Source organism: Methylophilus sp. TWE2 (assembly GCF_001183865.1).
In the GTDB taxonomy this organism is placed as follows: Bacteria; Pseudomonadota; Gammaproteobacteria; order Burkholderiales; family Methylophilaceae; genus Methylophilus.
The window spans coordinates 1,910,920-1,930,182 of the sequence record NZ_CP012020.1; the positions used below are offsets into that span (position 1 = coordinate 1,910,920).

A 19,263-nucleotide genomic window follows, 5' to 3' on the forward strand; every position below is an offset into this window, starting at 1 on the left:
GAAGGTCGCTTTTTTCAAATCAAACTATTGATTATTGATCAACAATCAGTTTTTGTTGTGACAACAGATTATTGATAATTGCCGCATCAGTGCTTTGACCAGAGGTCAGATCCACACCGCTCAACACAATCTGCTGGGTTGTGTTTCCACTGCTAAAGCTACCAGACACATTGTGGGCATCATTCGCAAAGCCACCATTTGAACTAATATGAATGATAGTATCGCTACCAGATTTCTCAAAGTGCATGTAGTTTTGCAGATTGTTTGGATTTTCGCCTTGTAGCAAATCACGAATATCCAGTACATCACCACCCTGTGCCACTGTCGCCTTGTTAAAGTCGGTAATCGTGTCACGTGCAGGATTACCAGCAACACCTTCATCACCGCTATCCCATTTGAAGACATCTACACCAGCACCCCCTGTCAGCGTATCGTTACCTTTACCACCAATCAGGATGTCATTCCCCTCATTACCATTCAGGGTATCGTTACCAGCACCACCACGTAGAATGTCGTTACCAGCACCACCGTTGAGAGTGTCATTACCGTTGAAGCCATAGATAATGTCATTACCAGATGTACCGGTCAGAACGTTGTTGCCAGCATCTCCTCCAGTGATCACATTACTGTTGCTTGCACTACTCAACAAATCAATATTGATCAAATTGGCTGATGTTGCAGAATCCTGCAGGTTTGTACTGTCGGTTGCAGTAATTGTAAAGCTTTGCAGCAAGCTTAGATCTACCAGTTGCTCATTAACCCTCACAGTCGACAAGAACTCGTTTAATGCCAGATTGTCAACAGTTCCGCCATCAGCAGCTGTAATGACCATTTTTCCGCTTGCGCCAAGTAAACCAAGGAACCCGTTATTTTGTGTGTAATTCACTGACAAGCCCAACTCATTAGCTACCGCTTGTGAGAAAGACATATAGGAAGAACCCAGAGTTACCCCAAGCAATGTGCTATACGCAATGGTCACATTTGTAATGTTGTTATTCACGTCACTTGCGGTGAATGCTTGACGGCTAGAGAAGTTAAGCAAATCAACATTCAACAAGCCAGGCAGTGTCAACAAACCAGATGCTCCCAAGGCATTACCCACCTCAGGCGCGACAGCTGGAGTTGGCACATAAGTGTTATTTTTAGCAACATTCAATGTCAAATCAGCGGTGCTAGTATCACCATCATTATCACTCAAAGTGTAAGTCACTTTGGTGCTGTCAACAGGCTGTGAGGTACTAGAAGTTGTAATCTTGATGTTATCTAGCAACCCACCAGTACTGTTTGTATCTACAGACTTGAACTCAATACGCATCTGGTTACCTGTACCTGTGAAGGTATATGAGAAATTACTCATTGTCAGGTTTTTAGTGTTGACTGTGTCAATCACTTTACCGTCTACAAGCACCTGGATCGCTGAGTCAGTACCTGAAGTGTAACCTGAGCGTGCTGCGTAATCAAAACTCAAGACAACAGTTTCATTTTTACCAGGGTTGATCAGCGTATAGATATTGCTATCGCCCCTGAAGTTCTCAAGCTCAAGCACGTTGCCGTAGCTGCTTGACAAGCCATAAGTAGTACTTGGGTTAACTTCAATCTTGCCGCTTGGGTTATTCGTAAACCATCCTGCAGGCAGATCAGTATATTGACCATTACCACTTGCATTAAAGGTTGTATCTACCAAAGTGATCTTGGTCTGACCAGGCGTAAATGTGTACTTACCGTTGTCCATGTCAACCACAAAGTTGCCTGAAGCAGTTTTCACAGTCAGCTCATGTGTGCTTGTGTTGTAGGTACTGTTATTTGTACCAGCCACTGTAACCGCACCTGTTTTAGCATCAAAGGTATAAGTCGTACCTTCAATAACAAGCGATTTCACGTAACCTCCATCAGCACCGAAACCGCCGCCATCAGTCAGTGAACCTGAAACTGGGGTAGCCACAGTCTGACTCAAAACTGCATCAAGTTGCGCAAAGTTAGCCACACGAATTGCATTAGTATCAACTTCCGTGATGCCGTTGTATGCAATCTGGTTCATACTGTTAGAAACTTGAGTATCTGAAACGCCACTTCCAATACCAAGTGCGTATTCATTAATATCATTAGCTTTCAGGAATGCCTCCCAAGCCTGTCTATCAGCATCACCTGTTTCACGCCCGGCATTGGGCTCACCATCAGAGAAGAAATAACCCACATTTTGTCCACCAGCAACTTTACCGCTGGAATTAAATGCTGATTTTGATCCATCTAATGCTGAGTCATAATTTGTCCCCCCTACCGCTGACAAGTTTGCAAGCACCTGTTTAGCTTCATCAATCGTTACCCATGTAGATGTTTTCTGAGAAGATCCATCAGCGAAGGTCACAATCATGACACGTACATCACCGCCTAAATTGGCATACTGATTAAGCAAGGTGTTGATAGAAGCTACCACACTATCCAGACGGGATGTGCCATTGACACCGTCTCTGATCGCCATACTGCCAGACACGTCAAGGGTCAACATGATATTGGTGCCTGCTGCACCATTAGCAGTGACGGTCTGATTCGTTGCCGTCGGTGCATCATCAGATACATTCACCGTTATAGAGCCAGTGGTTGTAGTGTCAGTATCTTTTGCGTTAACCCCAAACTTCAGAGCCAGAGAGTCCTCGCCTTGTGCTGGATGATCAATCGGACCTGACAAGCGCACTGCATAGTCACCTTTGTTATCAATGGTGACACGAATCACTTCTTGGCCATTGGCTGAACCAATCAATGTGCCTGTATTGTTACCAGACCAAGTAATGGCCACGCCGCCAGAAGTGTAATTTGTAGTTGGCGCGGTCAGGGTTACGCTTTGTAGATCACCATTAGGATCGGAGATACCCATACTACCTGAAGCAATCACATTCTGATCACCAGAGTCAATCAGTCCATTTGGTAAGCCATCTTCAGAAACACTAGCTGTTGCGTCTAAGGTCACAAACACAGGTGACTGATTCAATGTATATGCATAGTTGTTACTTGGCACGCTCGGGTTGCCAGCATTATCAGTAGCTGTAACGGTGTAATTATGCAGTCCTTTATCGATGTTAGATGCCGGAGTGAATACCCATTTACCATCTTTATCGGCAGTGGTTGTTCCAACAATCGTACTACCATCAAAAATTGTCACCGTGCTACCTGCTTCGGCTTTACCACTTAACGTTGGTGTAGGATCATCAGCTACACCACCACTTGGTACATTATCTTTAACTGGACCAAAATCATCAAAAATATTGTCAATTGTTGGTTTGTTAGGCGCAACCACGTCAACCGTGTAAGTTAATTGAGTTGTAGCTATACCAACGTTACCTGCAATGTCAGTTGTAGACACTTTTGCATCGATTGTTTTATCAGCATCTGCAACCAACTCTGAGCCTGGAACACTGACAGTGAAACCTAGTTTGCCATCTGGACGGGTAATGACCACGGTGTTGTAGTCTTTACCATTGATGGTCACCACCACTGGATCACCCAGTTTGGCTTCGCCACCAACAGTACCAGTCACAGGCTGATTTACGCCTGGCTGAGACTCAGCGATGTTAATGATGCCATCACCACCAAAGTTAGCATCGAGCGCAATGGTTGCTGCTGGCGGAGTTAAATCTGTTGTGTAAGTGAGTTGAGTGGACTGGCTTGCAGTGTTACCAGCATTGTCTGTCACCGTCACACGCGCATCTATCGTCTTGTCTGCATCGGCAACTAACTCAGAACCTGGCACGCTGACGCTGAAGCCTAATTTGCCATCCGTACGGGTAATAACCACTGTGTTGTAGTCTTTACCATTGATGGTCACCACCACTGGGTCACCCAGTTTTGCATCTCCACCCACAGTGCCTGTCACAGGCTGATTTACGCCTGGCTGAGACTCAGCGATGTTGATGATGCCATCACCACCAAAGTTAGCATCCAGTGCAATCTCCGCTTTCGGCGGGGTCAGGTCCAGGCTGTAAGTCAGCTGGGTAGACTGGCTTGCTGTGTTACCAGCATTGTCTGTCACCGTCACACGCGCATCTATCGTCTTGTCTGCATCGGCAACCAGTTCGTTACCTGCAACGTTGACACTGAAACCCAACTTGCCGTCTGGGCGCGTAATCACTGTCGTTGCGTACTCTTTGTTGTTGATGGTCACAACCACTGGATCACCCAGTTTCGCGTCACCACCCACAGTACCAGTCACTGGGGTGATGGAAGTCGCTTTCGCTTCTTCAATGTTGATGATGCCATCACCACCAAAGTTAGCATCCAGTGCAATCTCCGCTTTCGGCGGGGTCAGGTCTACTGTGTATGTCAATTGTGTCGATTGAGTGCGAGAGTTGCCAGCGTTATCACTTACAGTCACTTTGGCATCAATCGTCTTGTCAGCATCAGCAGCCAATTCATTACCTGCAACGTTCACACTGAAACCCAGCTTGCCGTCAGGACGTGTAATCACCGTCGTCGCGTACTCTTTGTTGTTGATCGTTACAACAACAGGATCGCCCAGTTCAGCATCACCGCCAACAGTACCTGTTACGGCAATGGTTGTTGTTGCTTTTGCTTCTTCAATATTGATAATACCGTCGCCTGCAAAGTTCGCATCCAATGCAATCGTTGCAAACAGGTTAGGGTTGATCGCCAGTTTGTAATCTTGCGTATCAGTTGCTGTTGCACTATTACCCGCAGCGTTCGTTGTCGTCACGCTCGCAAATATTGTGCTGTCAGCATCTGCTGCCAAATCAGCACCTGGAACATTGATTGAGAACTTGCCGCCATCCAGCACGGTGCCAGTAAATGGCTTGTTGTTAATCGTCAAAGTAACGATATCACCAACCTTGAACTGTCCACTGACTGTACCCGTCACAGCAATTGATGCCGCGGTTGACTCAGCAACGTTCACGATACCATCACCAGCCACGTTTGCATCCAGGCTGATTGCCAACGCAGGTGGCAACAAGTTCACTGTGTAAGTTTGTGTGTCGGTTGCTGTTGCACTGTTACCAGCGGCGTTCGTTGTCGTTACGCTTGCAAATACTGTTGCATCAGGATCCTTCGCCAAGTCTGCACCTGGAACATTGATCGAGAATGTGCCATCGGTCGCAACTGCGCCTTTAAAGTCTTTACCATTAATTGTGACCGTCACAATGTCGCCAGCTTTAAACTGACCACTCACGGTACCAGTGACAGGAATTGCAGCGGCTGTAGATTCAGCCACGTTCACAATACCATCACCAGCTACGTTCGCATCTAGGCTGATCGCTACTGCTGGTGGCGCGGTGTTCACAGTGTATGTCTGTGTATCAGTTGCTGTTGCACTATTACCCGCAGCGTTCGTTGTCGTCACGCTCGCAAATATTGTGCTGTCAGCATCTGCTGCCAAATCAGCACCTGGAACATTGATTGAGAACTTGCCGCCATCCAGCACGGTGCCAGTAAATGGCTTGTTGTTAATCGTCAAAGTAACGATATCACCAACCTTGAACTGTCCACTGACTGTACCCGTCACAGCAATTGATGCCGCGGTTGACTCAGCAACGTTCACGATACCATCACCAGCCACGTTTGCATCCAGGCTGATTGCCAACGCAGGTGGCAACAAGTTCACTGTGTAAGTTTGTGTGTCGGTTGCTGTTGCACTGTTACCAGCGGCGTTCGTTGTCGTTACGCTTGCAAATACTGTTGCATCAGGATCCTTCGCCAAGTCTGCACCTGGAACATTGATCGAGAATGTGCCATCGGTCGCAACTGCGCCTTTAAAGTCTTTACCATTAATTGTGACCGTCACAATGTCGCCAGCTTTAAACTGACCACTCACGGTACCAGTGACAGGAATTGCAGCGGCTGTAGATTCAGCCACGTTCACAATACCATCACCAGCTACGTTCGCATCTAGGCTGATCGCTACTGCTGGTGGCGCGGTGTTCACAGTGTATGTCTGTGTATCAGTTGCTGTTGCACTATTACCCGCAGCGTTCGTTGTCGTCACGCTCGCAAATATTGTGCTGTCAGCATCTGCTGCCAAATCAGCACCTGGAACATTGATTGAGAACTTGCCGCCATCCAGCACGGTGCCAGTAAATGGCTTGTTGTTAATCGTCAAAGTAACGATATCACCAACCTTGAACTGTCCACTGACTGTACCCGTCACAGCAATTGATGCCGCGGTTGACTCAGCAACGTTCACGATACCATCACCAGCCACGTTTGCATCCAGGCTGATTGCCAACGCAGGTGGCAACAAGTTCACTGTGTAAGTTTGTGTGTCGGTTGCTGTTGCACTGTTACCAGCGGCGTTCGTTGTCGTTACGCTTGCAAATACTGTTGCATCAGGATCCTTCGCCAAGTCTGCACCTGGAACATTGATCGAGAATGTGCCATCGGTCGCAACTGCGCCTTTAAAGTCTTTACCATTAATTGTGACCGTCACAATGTCGCCAGCTTTAAACTGACCACTCACGGTACCAGTGACAGGAATTGCAGCGGCTGTAGATTCAGCCACGTTCACAATACCATCACCAGCTACGTTCGCATCTAGGCTGATCGCTACTGCTGGTGGCGCGGTGTTCACAGTGTATGTCTGTGTATCAGTTGCTGTTGCACTATTACCCGCAGCGTTCGTTGTCGTCACGCTCGCAAATATTGTGCTGTCAGCATCTGCTGCCAAATCAGCACCTGGAACATTGATTGAGAACTTGCCGCCATCCAGCACGGTGCCAGTAAATGGCTTGTTGTTAATCGTCAAAGTAACGATATCACCAACCTTGAACTGTCCACTGACTGTACCCGTCACAGCAATTGATGCCGCGGTTGACTCAGCAACGTTCACGATACCATCACCAGCCACGTTTGCATCCAGGCTGATTGCCAACGCAGGTGGCAACAAGTTCACTGTGTAAGTTTGTGTGTCGGTTGCTGYTGCACTGTTACCAGCGGCGTTCGTTGTCGTTACGCTTGCAAATACTGTTGCATCAGGATCCTTCGCCAAGTCTGCACCTGGAACATTGATCGAGAATGTGCCATCGGTCGCAACTGCGCCTTTAAAGTCTTTACCATTAATTGTGACCGTCACAATGTCGCCAGCTTTAAACTGACCACTCACGGTACCAGTGACAGGAATTGCAGCGGCTGTAGATTCAGCCACGTTCACAATACCATCACCAGCTACGTTCGCATCTAGGCTGATCGCTACTGCTGGTGGCGCGGTGTTCACAGTGTATGTCTGTGTATCAGTTGCTGTTGCACTATTACCCGCAGCGTTCGTTGTCGTCACGCTCGCAAATATTGTGCTGTCAGCATCTGCTGCCAAATCAGCACCTGGAACATTGATTGAGAACTTGCCGCCATCCAGCACGGTGCCAGTAAATGGCTTGTTGTTAATCGTCAAAGTAACGATATCACCAACCTTGAACTGTCCACTGACTGTACCCGTCACAGCAATTGATGCCGCGGTTGACTCAGCAACGTTCACGATACCATCACCAGCCACGTTTGCATCCAGGCTGATTGCCAACGCAGGTGGCAACAAGTTCACTGTGTAAGTTTGTGTGTCGGTTGCTGTTGCACTGTTACCAGCGGCGTTCGTTGTCGTTACGCTTGCAAATACTGTTGCATCAGGATCCTTCGCCAAGTCTGCACCTGGAACATTGATCGAGAATGTGCCATCGGTCGCAACTGCGCCTTTAAAGTCTTTACCATTAATTGTGACCGTCACAATGTCGCCAGCTTTAAACTGACCACTCACGGTACCAGTGACAGGAATTGCAGCGGCTGTAGATTCAGCCACGTTCACAATACCATCACCAGCTACGTTCGCATCTAGGCTGATCGCTACTGCTGGTGGCGCGGTGTTCACAGTGTATGTCTGTGTATCAGTTGCTGTTGCACTATTACCCGCAGCGTTCGTTGTCGTCACGCTCGCAAATACTGTACTGTCAGCATCAGCTGCAAGATCAGCACCAGGCACGCCAATCGAGAATTTGCCACCGTCAAGCACACTACCCGTAAAGGTCTTGTTATTGATGGTCAGGGTCACTGTGTCACCCACCTTGAACTGGCCACTCACAGTACCAGTCACAGGAATAGAAGCAGCTGTAGATTCCGCAGCGTTCACAATGCCATCACCAGCCACGTTTGCATCCAGGCTGATTGCCAACGCAGGTGGCAACAGGTTCACTGTGTAGTCTTGGGTATCGGTTGCGGTAGATGTATTACCTGCAATATCAGTAGTTGAAACTTTGGCATCAATTGTTTTATCAGAATCAGCCGCCAGATCAGCACCAGGCACGTTGATGGAGAACTTACCACCAGCCTGAACAGTACCCGTGAAATCTTTGCCATTGACGGTCACAGTGACTACATCACCTACTTTAAATTGCCCACTGACAGTACCAGTGACTGGAATCGCAGCAGCTGTAGACTCAGTGATATTGACAATACCGTCACCAGCCACATTTGCATCCAAACTGATTGCGAGTGCAGGAGGTGTCAATGCTACAGCATAGGCTTGTGTATCAGATGCTGTGGTACTGTTGCCAGCATTGTCTACAACAGTAATTTTTGCCTCGACAGTACGGTCAGCATCAGCAGCCAAATCTGCACCGGGCACATTAATCGAGAACGATCCATTTGCAGCAACCGCGCCCGTAAATTCTTTACCATTCACTGTTAACGTAACAATATCACCTGCTTTGTAATCGCCGGTAACCTTACCAGTCACCGGAATTGCAGCAGCATTGGACTCTGCAATATTGATAATACCGTCACCAGCAATGTTCTGGTCCAGAATAATTGTGAGTGCAGGCGCGTCAATATCGACGGTAAACGTCTCACTATTTTTTACTGTTGAGTTACCTGCTTGATCTGTCACAGTAATCACTGGGGTATAAGTCCCACTTGGCAGAGCGGCGCCTGTAAGATCGACAGTCCACACAGCGGTGCTGTTTGGACCAGCAGTCACTGTCGCAACATAATCTTTACCATCAATTGTAATGACTACACGATCAGATACTTTTTCTGTGGTACCAGTCAAGGTTGGCGCACGATTGTTGGTGTAGTTATCCGTCTGGCTTGCACCAGTGTCATCTTTTACGGTTTCTGGCAATTGACCGCTGATTTTAGAGGCATCTGGAGGGGTGCCGTCTACAATAAAAGTCTCGCTATTTTTTGTAGAGGAGTTACCAGCAAGATCAGTGACCTTGATTGTTGGGGTATAGGTGCCATCAGCTAGTTGGGCACCTGTGAGATTTACATTCCAGATACCAGTGCCGTTAGGACCAGCACTGACAGTAGCGACATAATCTTTGCCATCAACGGTGATAACAACTCGATCAGTGGCTTTTTCAGTTGTACCAATCAACGTTGGCGCACGGTTATTTGTATAGTTATCAGTCTGACTAAATCCAGTGTCATCTTTAACGGTTTCTGGTAACTCGCCATTGATCTTGCTCAGATCCGGTGCAGTACCATCAACAGTAAAGGTTTCACTTGGCTTAGTCGTCTCATTACCTGCCAAATCTTTCACTGTAATCGTTGGAGTATAAACAGCGTCTTTGAGATTTGCACCAGTTAGGTCCACCGTCCAAACAGCTGTCCCGTTAGGTCCGGCCGAAACGGTAGCGGTATAGTCTTTACCATCAAGGTTAACTGTAACAGTATCTGTTACTTTCTCAGTCGTCCCAATCAGGGTAGGTTGACGATTGCTAGTAATATTGTCGGTTTGGCTGATGCCAGTGTCATCTTTTACAGTCTCAGGCAACTCGCCTTTAATGTCATTAGCATTTGGTGGGGTCCCATCAATAATCGCCGAGTCGGAATTTGGAGGCGATGTCTGGCCGGATTGATTGGTAATGGTTGCTGTGACAACAAGAGTGTCTCCATCAGCAGGGACAGGGACAGAAATTGTTACGAAGCCATTTGCAATGTCTGTACCAGTTAACGGGCGAGTAATCGTCCCGGTGTTGTGCGTTAAATTCACCACATCGCCAGGCTCCATTCCAACTGGCAAGGTCACACGAGCATTAGTGAACCCTGGATTACCCGACAGTGCCAGCTCATTTTTATTCAGATATCCGTCGTTGTTGACATCGCCCTCAAGAGAAACACCAGGTGCTCCGCTAGCAGGCGTTAAAAAAACAAAGTTTGGCGGAATACCACCCTGAGTTGGGCCGCCAACAAAGCCATTACCGCCGTCATAATTTGCTGCACCGGGCCCTTGAGTTTGAATGCGATCCAAATTAACAAAACTGGCATTACCATCACTACCAGCAGCACCAGCGGCAGGATCTTCAAGTACTTCAGTAATATCACGGCCTTCATTTAATGCAGTCAATACTGCATCAAATACCGCTTGATTTACTGCGTTTTCGGTAACATCTGAGACATCCACTTGCGCTAGATTGTCAGTAATCTTAACTGTTTGCGCTTCCGCAATATTGACAACCTCGCCATTTGCCAATTTCACAGAGACGATAGCACCAGAAGCAGTGATAACTTTATCCCCTGCATGTAGCGCTTCACCTATTTTCAGCATATGACGATTGCCGTTGGTATCTACTACGATAGCCATACCCTGAATATTTGTAACAGTTCCAATTACTGTAGCCATTTTTATCCTCACTTATGGTTGAGACAATTCTGATAGTGTCGTATTAAACTTGAATACAAAACGGAAATCTATTGTACTGAAGTACAATATTTGATCGAAGCACGCACGCCATTTCTCTTAGATCAATAAAAGAGAGACATAAAAAAAGCGGCGCCTATTGGCACCGCTTTTTTACTTTGGATTAACCAAAGTCTTTAATAATTACACTTACCGATTACTGTGCAACAGACTGGAAGCGTATGATTTCTACACGACGGTTAGCGTCATTACCATTCACAGGGTCGTTCTCAGCAATTGGCTGCGAGAACCCGTATCCTTTGACAACAAGGCGCTGTGCATCCATGCCTTTTTTCACCAGATAATCAGCAACAGCTTTGGCACGCTTCTCTGAAAGCAGCAAATTGTACTTCTCTTTTGAAGTGTTACGTTTATCAGTATGGCCTGCAATCTCAACCTTGTCATTACCCCATTCTTTAATGACATCATAAACAATATCCAGATCGGCATAAGACTCTGGCAAGATGATTGCGCTGTTTGCCTGGAACAAGATACGAGGTGTAAACTTCATTGTCGCTTTTTCTGTCTTGGGCTTAAATGCCTCACCTTCCCAAGGCTTAGCGTTTGCTAACAATGCGGCCTTGTCTGGCACGACTTGTGCTGGTACTACCGCCTTACAGACGTTTTCACGGTCCATGTACTCTTCACGCGGATACTCACCAACATCAGTACGTGTGACTCCAAGCTTGCTTAGCAAAAGACCTTGTCCAGCATAAGTCCTGGCATAAGCCGTATTCAAATCCATTTCAGCATTAGTGAAATTACGACGGGCCTGGAAATATTCGTTTTCAGTATCCAACAAGTCAAGCAAGGTACGCTGACCGATATCATATTGTTTACGATAAGCCAGACGGGCATTTTCAATCGAATCCTGATGTTGCTTGCGGTAAGCTACTTGCTCACTTAACTGCTTGATATTGTTGTACGCAATGGCTACCAGTTGACGCGTATCAATACATGCTTTATCGCGCAAATCATGAGAGCGATTCAAGGTTTCAACAGCGGAGTCCAGATTAGACTTATCGGTAAAACCATTAAAGATGTTCCAGCTTGCGGTCACCTCAAGTGTATCTGCAGCTAGAGTACTGTTTCTGCTTTTATCGTTGACATCAAGTATCTTACGCCCTTGCAAATCCAATCTTGGCATGAAAGGCGCTTTACGACCTGTCACAGATTTTTCAACTGCAATAATATTTTCGATGGCCGCCAGAATATTAGGGTTCTGCTTGTAGGCTGTTTCCAGTACCTGATCGGCACTCTGCTGTAGACCATCACCGGTCATCATCACCTCATTGAGATTTTCAGGGGGTAACTCACCAACAAGGCGTTGAAAACGTGCTGAAACATCATAGAGGTTATTCGTTTCTGTCACCAGATTTGCCTCAGCGAGGGCCAGACGACCAGTCGCTTGTTCAAGATCCACCTTTTTGCCTACACCAGCATCCACTCGCGATTTGATTTTGTCAAAAACCTGCTTATGCACAACAAAATTGTCTTGCGCATAAGAGACTAAACGACGGAATCGAATCAAATCATAGTATGCAGCTGCAGTGTCTAGTGCAATCCCTTGCATCTGCCCTTGTAATTCGTAAAAGCGTGACTTGGCCACATGATCTAAACGGCCAACCTCTGAAGGCGTCGCTAAACCGTCAAAAAGCATTTGACGTAAGGTGAGCGTAGACTGCTGGTTGGGTGTATTGGTATTGTTGACATTAGGTACCAGCCTTTCCTGATTCCTAAATGTTTGATCAACCGTCAGGTTTGGCAAATATCGACCTTTGGCCGCTGCCTCATCCAGCTCTGCCGCTTTAAAAGCATGAAAGCTGGCTTGTACCTCCGGGTTTTCTGCTACCGCTTTCTCAATGATTTTTTCAAGGCTTTCGGGGCTTGCTGCCCAAGTCACTGATGAATATGAGAACACGCCCAACATGAGCGCAAAGGTAATTTTTTTTAGTTTCATGTGCAGACTCTTAACAAGTTATAAAGATTCATCCTCAATCAGTATAACCACGGAATTATGTCGGCACAAGCATTGATAGCCTATCGAAGCGATAGGCTAAAGAAAGTTTTAGTGAAAAAAGTCACAAATTTCGGTTGTAAGAAACCACAAAACAGTAAAAAGTCCCCAAATAAACGTTAATTTTCTAATAAAAACATAAAATAAAAAAAATTATCAATTAAGAGTTAAGCGGTACTTTATTTAAGAAATTTTCTTTCATATCATTTTCATGCGAAAAATGCCCTTGGTTTGCCTGGCCTTGTAATACTAAGGCCAAATGCAAACGATCACGTACCTTCAAGGTATCAAATACTGAAGTAAGATGCGCTTTGACAGTTCGCTCAGAGATTGAGAGCGCCCTGGCAATCTCTTTGTTACTATTGCCTTTGGCCGCTTCCAGAGCAACTTCACGTTCACGCTTAGTCAAGCCCTCAAGGACCTCTTCCGCAGCATTTGCCTGACGATTAACTCGTGTAGTCAATGTAATCAAATGCTTTAGCAGATCTCTTCCCAGCCAGACGCCACCTTGTGACACGACGCTGTATACTTCTTTAAGGACATGATGATGTGCATAGGCATGCAAATAGCCTACAGCCCCCACTTCGAGTGCTTGCATCGCTTCTGCTTGATCAGGGTTATTTGATAAAACAATCACTTTGGCAGAGGGTAGAAAATTCAGTACCTGCTGCACATGCTGCCGCCACTGGGCGCCATGTTCAATTTGGGCATGTACCCAAATCACAGAGGCCCCGGCAATATCTGCGGAGACTACCTCTGAGATTGTCGTTGACTGAGGAAAAGCTTTAAGCCATGACTCTATTGACTCTTTTAATGTTGTTATAAATATATGCTTCATAGTATTAGCGCTCAGTTAATGCGTAAGATTTAGCTTTTAACACTGGTTTCAATAAGTATGACAGCACTGTTTTCTTCCCTGTCAAAATGTCAACCTGTGCCACCATGCCAGGAATAATGGGCAAATGATCGCCCAGATTATTCTTGTTTGTCCTTACCTTAACGACATAATATGCGTTTCCTTTATCGTCTATGGTGGAATCTGCTGCAATATCTTGCACATATCCATCTAAACTGCCATAAATAGTGTAATCATACGCCGTCAACTTCACCACTGCAGGTTGTTGCGGACGGATAAATGCAATGTCCTTGGTTTGAATTTTTGCTTCAATCACCAGCGCATCATCCGAAGGCACCACTTCCATGACCTCTTTGCCTGGTTGAATGACGCCCCCTACAGTGTTGTAATAAAGTTTACTGACTTTGCCATTGACGGGAGATGTCAACGTTGATTGCTTGACCTTATCAGAAAGCGCCAGGCTTGACTGTGTCAGGCTATTAATCTTAGCTGTCGTTTCATTCAAATCTGTCCGAACCTTACTTAAAAATGATTGTTGCGCCTCTGACACCTTGCGACGTGCTTCGGAAATGGCAGCAGTCAATCTAGCCATTTGTGCTGAAGCCTGGTCGATATCCCCTTTGGCGCGGTTGGCATCACGCTCCAGCCTGAGAATTTCGATCTCGGAAACAGCCCCACTGCTTAACAAAGGTCGATTAGCAGCAAGCTCTTTATTAGTGGAGTCATAAGTTTTGATCGCCACTTCTTTTTTGAATTGTACTTCTGACAGCTCGCGTTCGCGCTGCGACAGCTGATCCCTGGCAATATTGATTTGGGAATTCAATTCATCACGTGCGGCATTAAACAGCTGCAGCTCCTGTAAATAAGTATCCGGGGCTTTCTCTTGCACCTCAGTCGGCGGATTAAAGCTACCACCATTAGCCAGTGCTTTCAATCGTGCTTCTTTAGCCCTCAGTGATAAATACTGACTTTCGTTTTCTTTTAAGGAAGAAATGGCCCGGGTTTCGTCGATCTTAATGAGCGGTTGCCCCCGTTTAACAGTAGCACCCAATTGCACCAGAATATCGACAACGATACCACCATCCAGTGACTGCACGACTTGCACTTGACGCGACGGAATCACACGTCCTTCCCCACGCGTCACTTCATCGACTTGCGCCAGGCTTGCCCAAACCAGCAACACCAGCAAAATGGCAAAAATACCATACATGATAAGCTTGGCGTGCAGCATAGTGTCTTCCACCATGACATCATGCGCTTGCTCGCTCCACGTGCGCGATTCTGCCGTATCGGTTTTGACTATTTTATCGACAAGCGCATGCACGGGTTTACCAAGTCGCACCCAAATACTGTCTGGCTTGGTGATCTGTCCGATCTGATCGTATATTTTTTTTGCCATCTTATCTAGCCTTACCCACTTTGCCTGCACGCAATGCGGCGGTCACATCTTCTTTATTACCGTCAGCCACAATCTGGCCAGAATCAATCACAATCAAGCGTTCCGCCAGCTCCAGCATGGCATTGCGGTGACTGATGACAATCAGTGTTTTGCCTGCAGCAGCTTCAGCAATGTTACGCTTCACGGTTTCTTCACCAGAGTGATCCATGGCACTAGTGGGTTCATCCAGTAACACGATTTGCGGTCTGGTGACAAATGCTCTGGCAATACCAACACCCTGACGCTGACCGCCAGAGAGTGTATCGCCACGCTCCCCCACTTCCAGGTCAAAACCCTTAGGATGTGTATTCACAAATTCTGCAATACCGCCGACTTGTGCAGCTTGCAGAACAGCCTGGTCATCGGCATGCTGATGACGCAAGGTAATATTGTCGCGCAGCGTACCGTAAAACAGATGATTATCCTGCTGGACATAACCAATACAGCGGCGCAATTCTGCCGGGTCAATCTGTCGTGCATCGATGCCATCAATCAAGATCGCGCCTTCGGTTGGCTGGTAAAGCCCCAAAATCAACTTGTTGATCGTGGTTTTACCGGAACCCATACGGCCAATCAAACCAACATGCTCTCCAGGACGAATCCTGAAAGAAATACGATTTAGCGCCAGCTCATCTGAACCGGGATATTTAAAGGAAACATTTTTAAACTCAATTTCGCCTTTAAATGCGGGCCTCGATAGAAAACTGACCTCTTTGCTACGCTCTACTGGCTTACTCATAATATCTTCAAGAGATTTTAAAGAAGTAGCGGCGGTATGGTATTGCGTAAACAAACTGGCAATTTGAGAGATGGGCGCCAATGCGCGGCTTGTCAATTGTGAGCAGGCAATCAGTCCGCCCATGGTCAAATCACCATTAGAAATCAGGTAGACACCAAGGATGATGATGGCCACACTGATGATTTGCTGTAAGGCATAAGAACCGTTAGTGATTGAAGAAGACAACAATTTGAGTTTGCTGCCGACTTCAGATAAGAAGAGCGCACTTTTTTCCCATTTTCCCTGCATCTGCCCTTCGACACCCATGGATTTGACGGTTTCCAGTCCAACCAGGCTTTCAATCAGGGCGGCATTGCGCTGGGCACTTGCACGGTACATGGTTTCAGATAAATCGTGCATTTTGGTTTGCACGCTTAATGAATAAACCAGAACGATGGTCCCTCCTACCAAAGCTGGCAAGACCATATAAGGACTGATCCAGGCAATCACGATGAGAAAGATAATGCCAAAAGGTAAATCAATCAGCGTGACCACCGTGGCCGATGTGATGAAATCCCGCACGCTTTCAAATGAACGCAAATTAGAAGCAAACGATCCGACAGAGGTAGGCTTCGCTTCGTACCGCGTGCCAAGTACCTTTTCCATGATTTGCGAGCTAAGTTTTACATCGATGCGGGCACTGGCCCAATCCAGGAAATAGGCGCGCATAGAACGCAGCAACAAATCCCCCAGTACGATCAGGCCAACCCCAATCCCAAGCACCCATAATGTCTCTACCGCCTTGTTTGGTACGACGCGGTCATACACGTTCATGGTAAACAGCGGCATAGCGAGCGCAAATAAGTTAATCAGGAAAGCCGCAACCATCACGTCGCGGTAAATGCCTTTATTCTCGGCCAGCGTCCCCCAAAACCAGTGCCTAACTTTCACTCTGCCGACTTCTGGCGTGCGTGCGTCAAAAATAAAGTTCTGCTTGGTGACCAAGGCATACCCGGTGTATTCCGCTGCCAGATCAGCCAGGCTCATGGTCAGTGGTTCAGGAGACAGATCTGGAAATACGACTTGTGCGAAATGCTGGCTATCATCCACTTTGAGCAATTGGCAGGCTCGATTGTGATTGAGTAACAGTGTGATATCAGCCTGCGGCTGCAGCAATGCGGGAATGGCTTCCTGTTTGACGCTGACATCCAGCCGCAATCGTTCGGCTGAGCGTTTAAATAATTCGGGGTTAAGTTTGCCATTTTCCAGCGGCAGGCCAGAAGTCAAGGCATCCCGTGTCGTCGCCAGGCGATTGTGGCGGCAAATATAAAGCAGGCACTCCAGCAGAGTGTCTTTCTCGGTTTTATTAAAAAATTGCGTCGTTTCCATGGTAGCTGACTTGTTATTATCCTTATCCGAGCAAAATCATTTTCTGATTGACCGACTATTGATTGTAGGGAGGGTCAGGCAAGATCAAAACGACGAGTATATGGCATAACACCCCCGAATTACAAAAATTGACAGTCTCACAGCACCCCGAACTGTAGATCCTCCTGCACAAAAGGCCCGGTCACCGCTTCTATGCCCACCGCGTTTAAACTATCAAGCTCTTGCTGATCCTGAACGCCCTCTGCGATTGGCACAATCCCCATGGTGCGTACCATCATGCACAAACCACGCATCAAGGACTGCTGCTGCGGCCTTAAATGGATGTCGCGAATCAGCGACGCATCAAACTTGATGTAATCCAGCCCAAGCTCATGCAAATCGCCCAGTTGCGCCAAGCGGGTCACGACATGTTCCACGCCCATCATGCATCCCAGCGATTTCACCAGGTGGACGAACTCCCTAAACCTTATAAAGTCACTAAACGCTGCTTCTTCGGTCACTTCAAAGCTCAGGCGGGACGGCTGTTTAACTGTCAGAATCAAGGCTTGCAGTTTGTCCTTGTATTCATCACTTCGCATGGCGGCGGCCGATACATTGACACTGAGGCCGGCATTATTTTTCGTCAGCATGTCTACCGCATACTCCAGTGCCAGGCCATCCAGCGTTTGGATCATATCGAGTTGGCTGGCCCAATCAATAAATGCGCCAGCTGCCAGCCACTGATCTCCTTCATCAATACGCAGGCGCAATGGGCACTCGTAGTGGTACAAATGCTGATCTCGCTGCATCACCGGGAAACACGCCAGCTTGATCTGTTTGAGTTCAATCGCCAGCAGGAATTGTTCTTTCCATTGATTGAGGTAATTTTTCCTCGAGGTGACGATACTGTTGGCATTCATCAAGCGCATAGGCACAGCCGCCTGGTCTTCAGCCAAGTCCAGAATAAACTGCATCACACGATGCACATCAACAAAATCATCGCCTTTTTTGGTTTTAGTATGCGCGAGCACAAACTGAAACTGTAACAACTGTTGTGCCGCGTTCAATTTTTCCAGCACCAGCTTTAACTCCGTTGTCACGGCAAAATCATCCAGCGGCTGACGGCTGAAAATACCGAAAACACCTCCCGAAAGACGCCCGCAAACCACATCCTGGTAATGCACCATCTGCTGTTGAACGGCATCACCTACTTTCTTAATTAACTGGTTGGTCACACTATAGCCCAACTGCTTGTCGATCTCAGGCAGATTACGCAGTTGAACCAATATCAACATGCCCTCAACAAAACCATCATTTTTAAGGGCAACTGAAGCGGTATTGGTAAAATGCGACTGGTTCATCAACCCAGTGACTTCATCATAGTTGATTTGCTGGTTAAAGGTATTCAGGCGCTCGGATTCCGCCGTGACCATGGATTTGACACGATCGGACAGCGTATTCATGGTACGCACCAACTTCTGGAACTCCTCAGTTGCCGGCTCTTCAATCGTGATGTATTTACGTTCGCCCAATGCCTCGGCTTGCGCAATGACATCATCCAGTGGTTTGAGAATTCTCTTCAGCCAAAAGCCCGAAACCACATAACTTAAAAAGGCGACGACCAGTGTCCACAAAACAGCATGTCGCGAAGTCTCCCACAACTGGTCATAAGCCAGCGAGGGTTCGCTCTCTAGCACTAAAGTACCATACTGTTGCCAGCCGGACTGGATATTGGCAATGCCTGGCTGAATGCTGATGGGAAATACAGACTGGAACCAACGTGGCGCAACAGAATGCGGATTTTGATTGACCCGCTCTATCATGGTCTTGTTGTCGGGAGAAATGATCGCGATACGGCGATAGTGCCCCATATCGAATTGGGCACTGACAATCAGCTCCACTGTCACGTTGTCTTTTTGGATATTTGAAAGCGTAATTGCCAGGCCATTCGCATTATCATTATTTTTCTTTTGCAACTGTTCAGCCATAAATCGATGGTCATCGTATACGCTTAAGAACAAACATCCCGCCGCAACCATTAAAATAATGACAGAAATCGCAATTCGTATTTGTTTTACCAAAGACATTTGAAAGCCCTCTTACTTTCCTGGGGTAAACCGGCCAACCACCCGGCATCAGCACAGGTGTTGTTTACTAGCCTAGCACTAAGCCCCCATAATAACCACAGCCCTAACAGGTTTTT

6 protein-coding genes are annotated in these 19,263 nt (G+C 47.0%); all 6 read right to left on the reverse strand.

The genetic code is table 11. From position 1 onward, the window contains the following. Positions 1-31 precede the first annotated feature (31 nt). The 6 genes from ACJ67_RS09175 to ACJ67_RS09200 all read right to left on the reverse strand — a co-directional run bounded on the left by ACJ67_RS09175 (position 32) and on the right by ACJ67_RS09200 (position 19,147). A complete protein-coding gene (locus tag ACJ67_RS09175) occupies positions 32-10,606 on the reverse strand; it encodes a retention module-containing protein (protein ID WP_082163991.1) in 10,575 nt (3,524 codons plus the stop codon). A gap of 214 nt (positions 10,607-10,820) precedes the next feature. Next, positions 10,821-12,623, reverse strand: a complete 1,803-nt coding sequence (locus ACJ67_RS09180; RefSeq protein WP_049638809.1) for a TolC family outer membrane protein — start codon at positions 12,621-12,623, stop codon at positions 10,821-10,823. Between the two features lie 217 nt (positions 12,624-12,840). Beyond that, on the reverse strand, positions 12,841-13,518 hold the full coding sequence (locus tag ACJ67_RS09185) for a response regulator transcription factor (protein WP_049638810.1): 678 nt from the start codon (positions 13,516-13,518) through the stop codon (positions 12,841-12,843). A gap of 4 nt (positions 13,519-13,522) precedes the next feature. Next, complete coding sequence (locus ACJ67_RS09190; RefSeq protein WP_018986643.1) at positions 13,523-14,935, reverse strand: HlyD family type I secretion periplasmic adaptor subunit; 1,413 nt, start codon at positions 14,933-14,935, stop codon at positions 13,523-13,525. Between the two features lies 1 nt (position 14,936). Further along, the gene (locus tag ACJ67_RS09195; RefSeq protein ID WP_049638811.1) at positions 14,937-17,081 is read right to left on the reverse strand and encodes a type I secretion system permease/ATPase; all 2,145 of its coding nucleotides are present in this window, start codon (positions 17,079-17,081) and stop codon (positions 14,937-14,939) included. Between the two features lie 137 nt (positions 17,082-17,218). After that, the gene (locus tag ACJ67_RS09200) at positions 17,219-19,147 is read right to left on the reverse strand and encodes an EAL domain-containing protein (RefSeq protein ID WP_049638812.1); all 1,929 of its coding nucleotides are present in this window, start codon (positions 19,145-19,147) and stop codon (positions 17,219-17,221) included. Positions 19,148-19,263: the final 116 nt, after the last annotated feature.

Excerpts from the sequence above, each read along its gene's own strand:
- ACJ67_RS09180 (WP_049638809.1), bottom strand. The coding sequence starts at position 12,623 with ATGAAACTAAAAAAAATTACCTTTGCGCTCATGTTGGGCGTGTTCTCA.
- ACJ67_RS09185 (WP_049638810.1), bottom strand. The coding sequence starts at position 13,518 with ATGAAGCATATATTTATAACAACATTAAAAGAGTCAATAGAGTCATGG.
- ACJ67_RS09190 (WP_018986643.1), bottom strand. The coding sequence starts at position 14,935 with ATGGCAAAAAAAATATACGATCAGATCGGACAGATCACCAAGCCAGAC.
- ACJ67_RS09195 (WP_049638811.1), bottom strand. The coding sequence starts at position 17,081 with ATGGAAACGACGCAATTTTTTAATAAAACCGAGAAAGACACTCTGCTG.
- ACJ67_RS09200 (WP_049638812.1), bottom strand. The coding sequence starts at position 19,147 with ATGTCTTTGGTAAAACAAATACGAATTGCGATTTCTGTCATTATTTTA.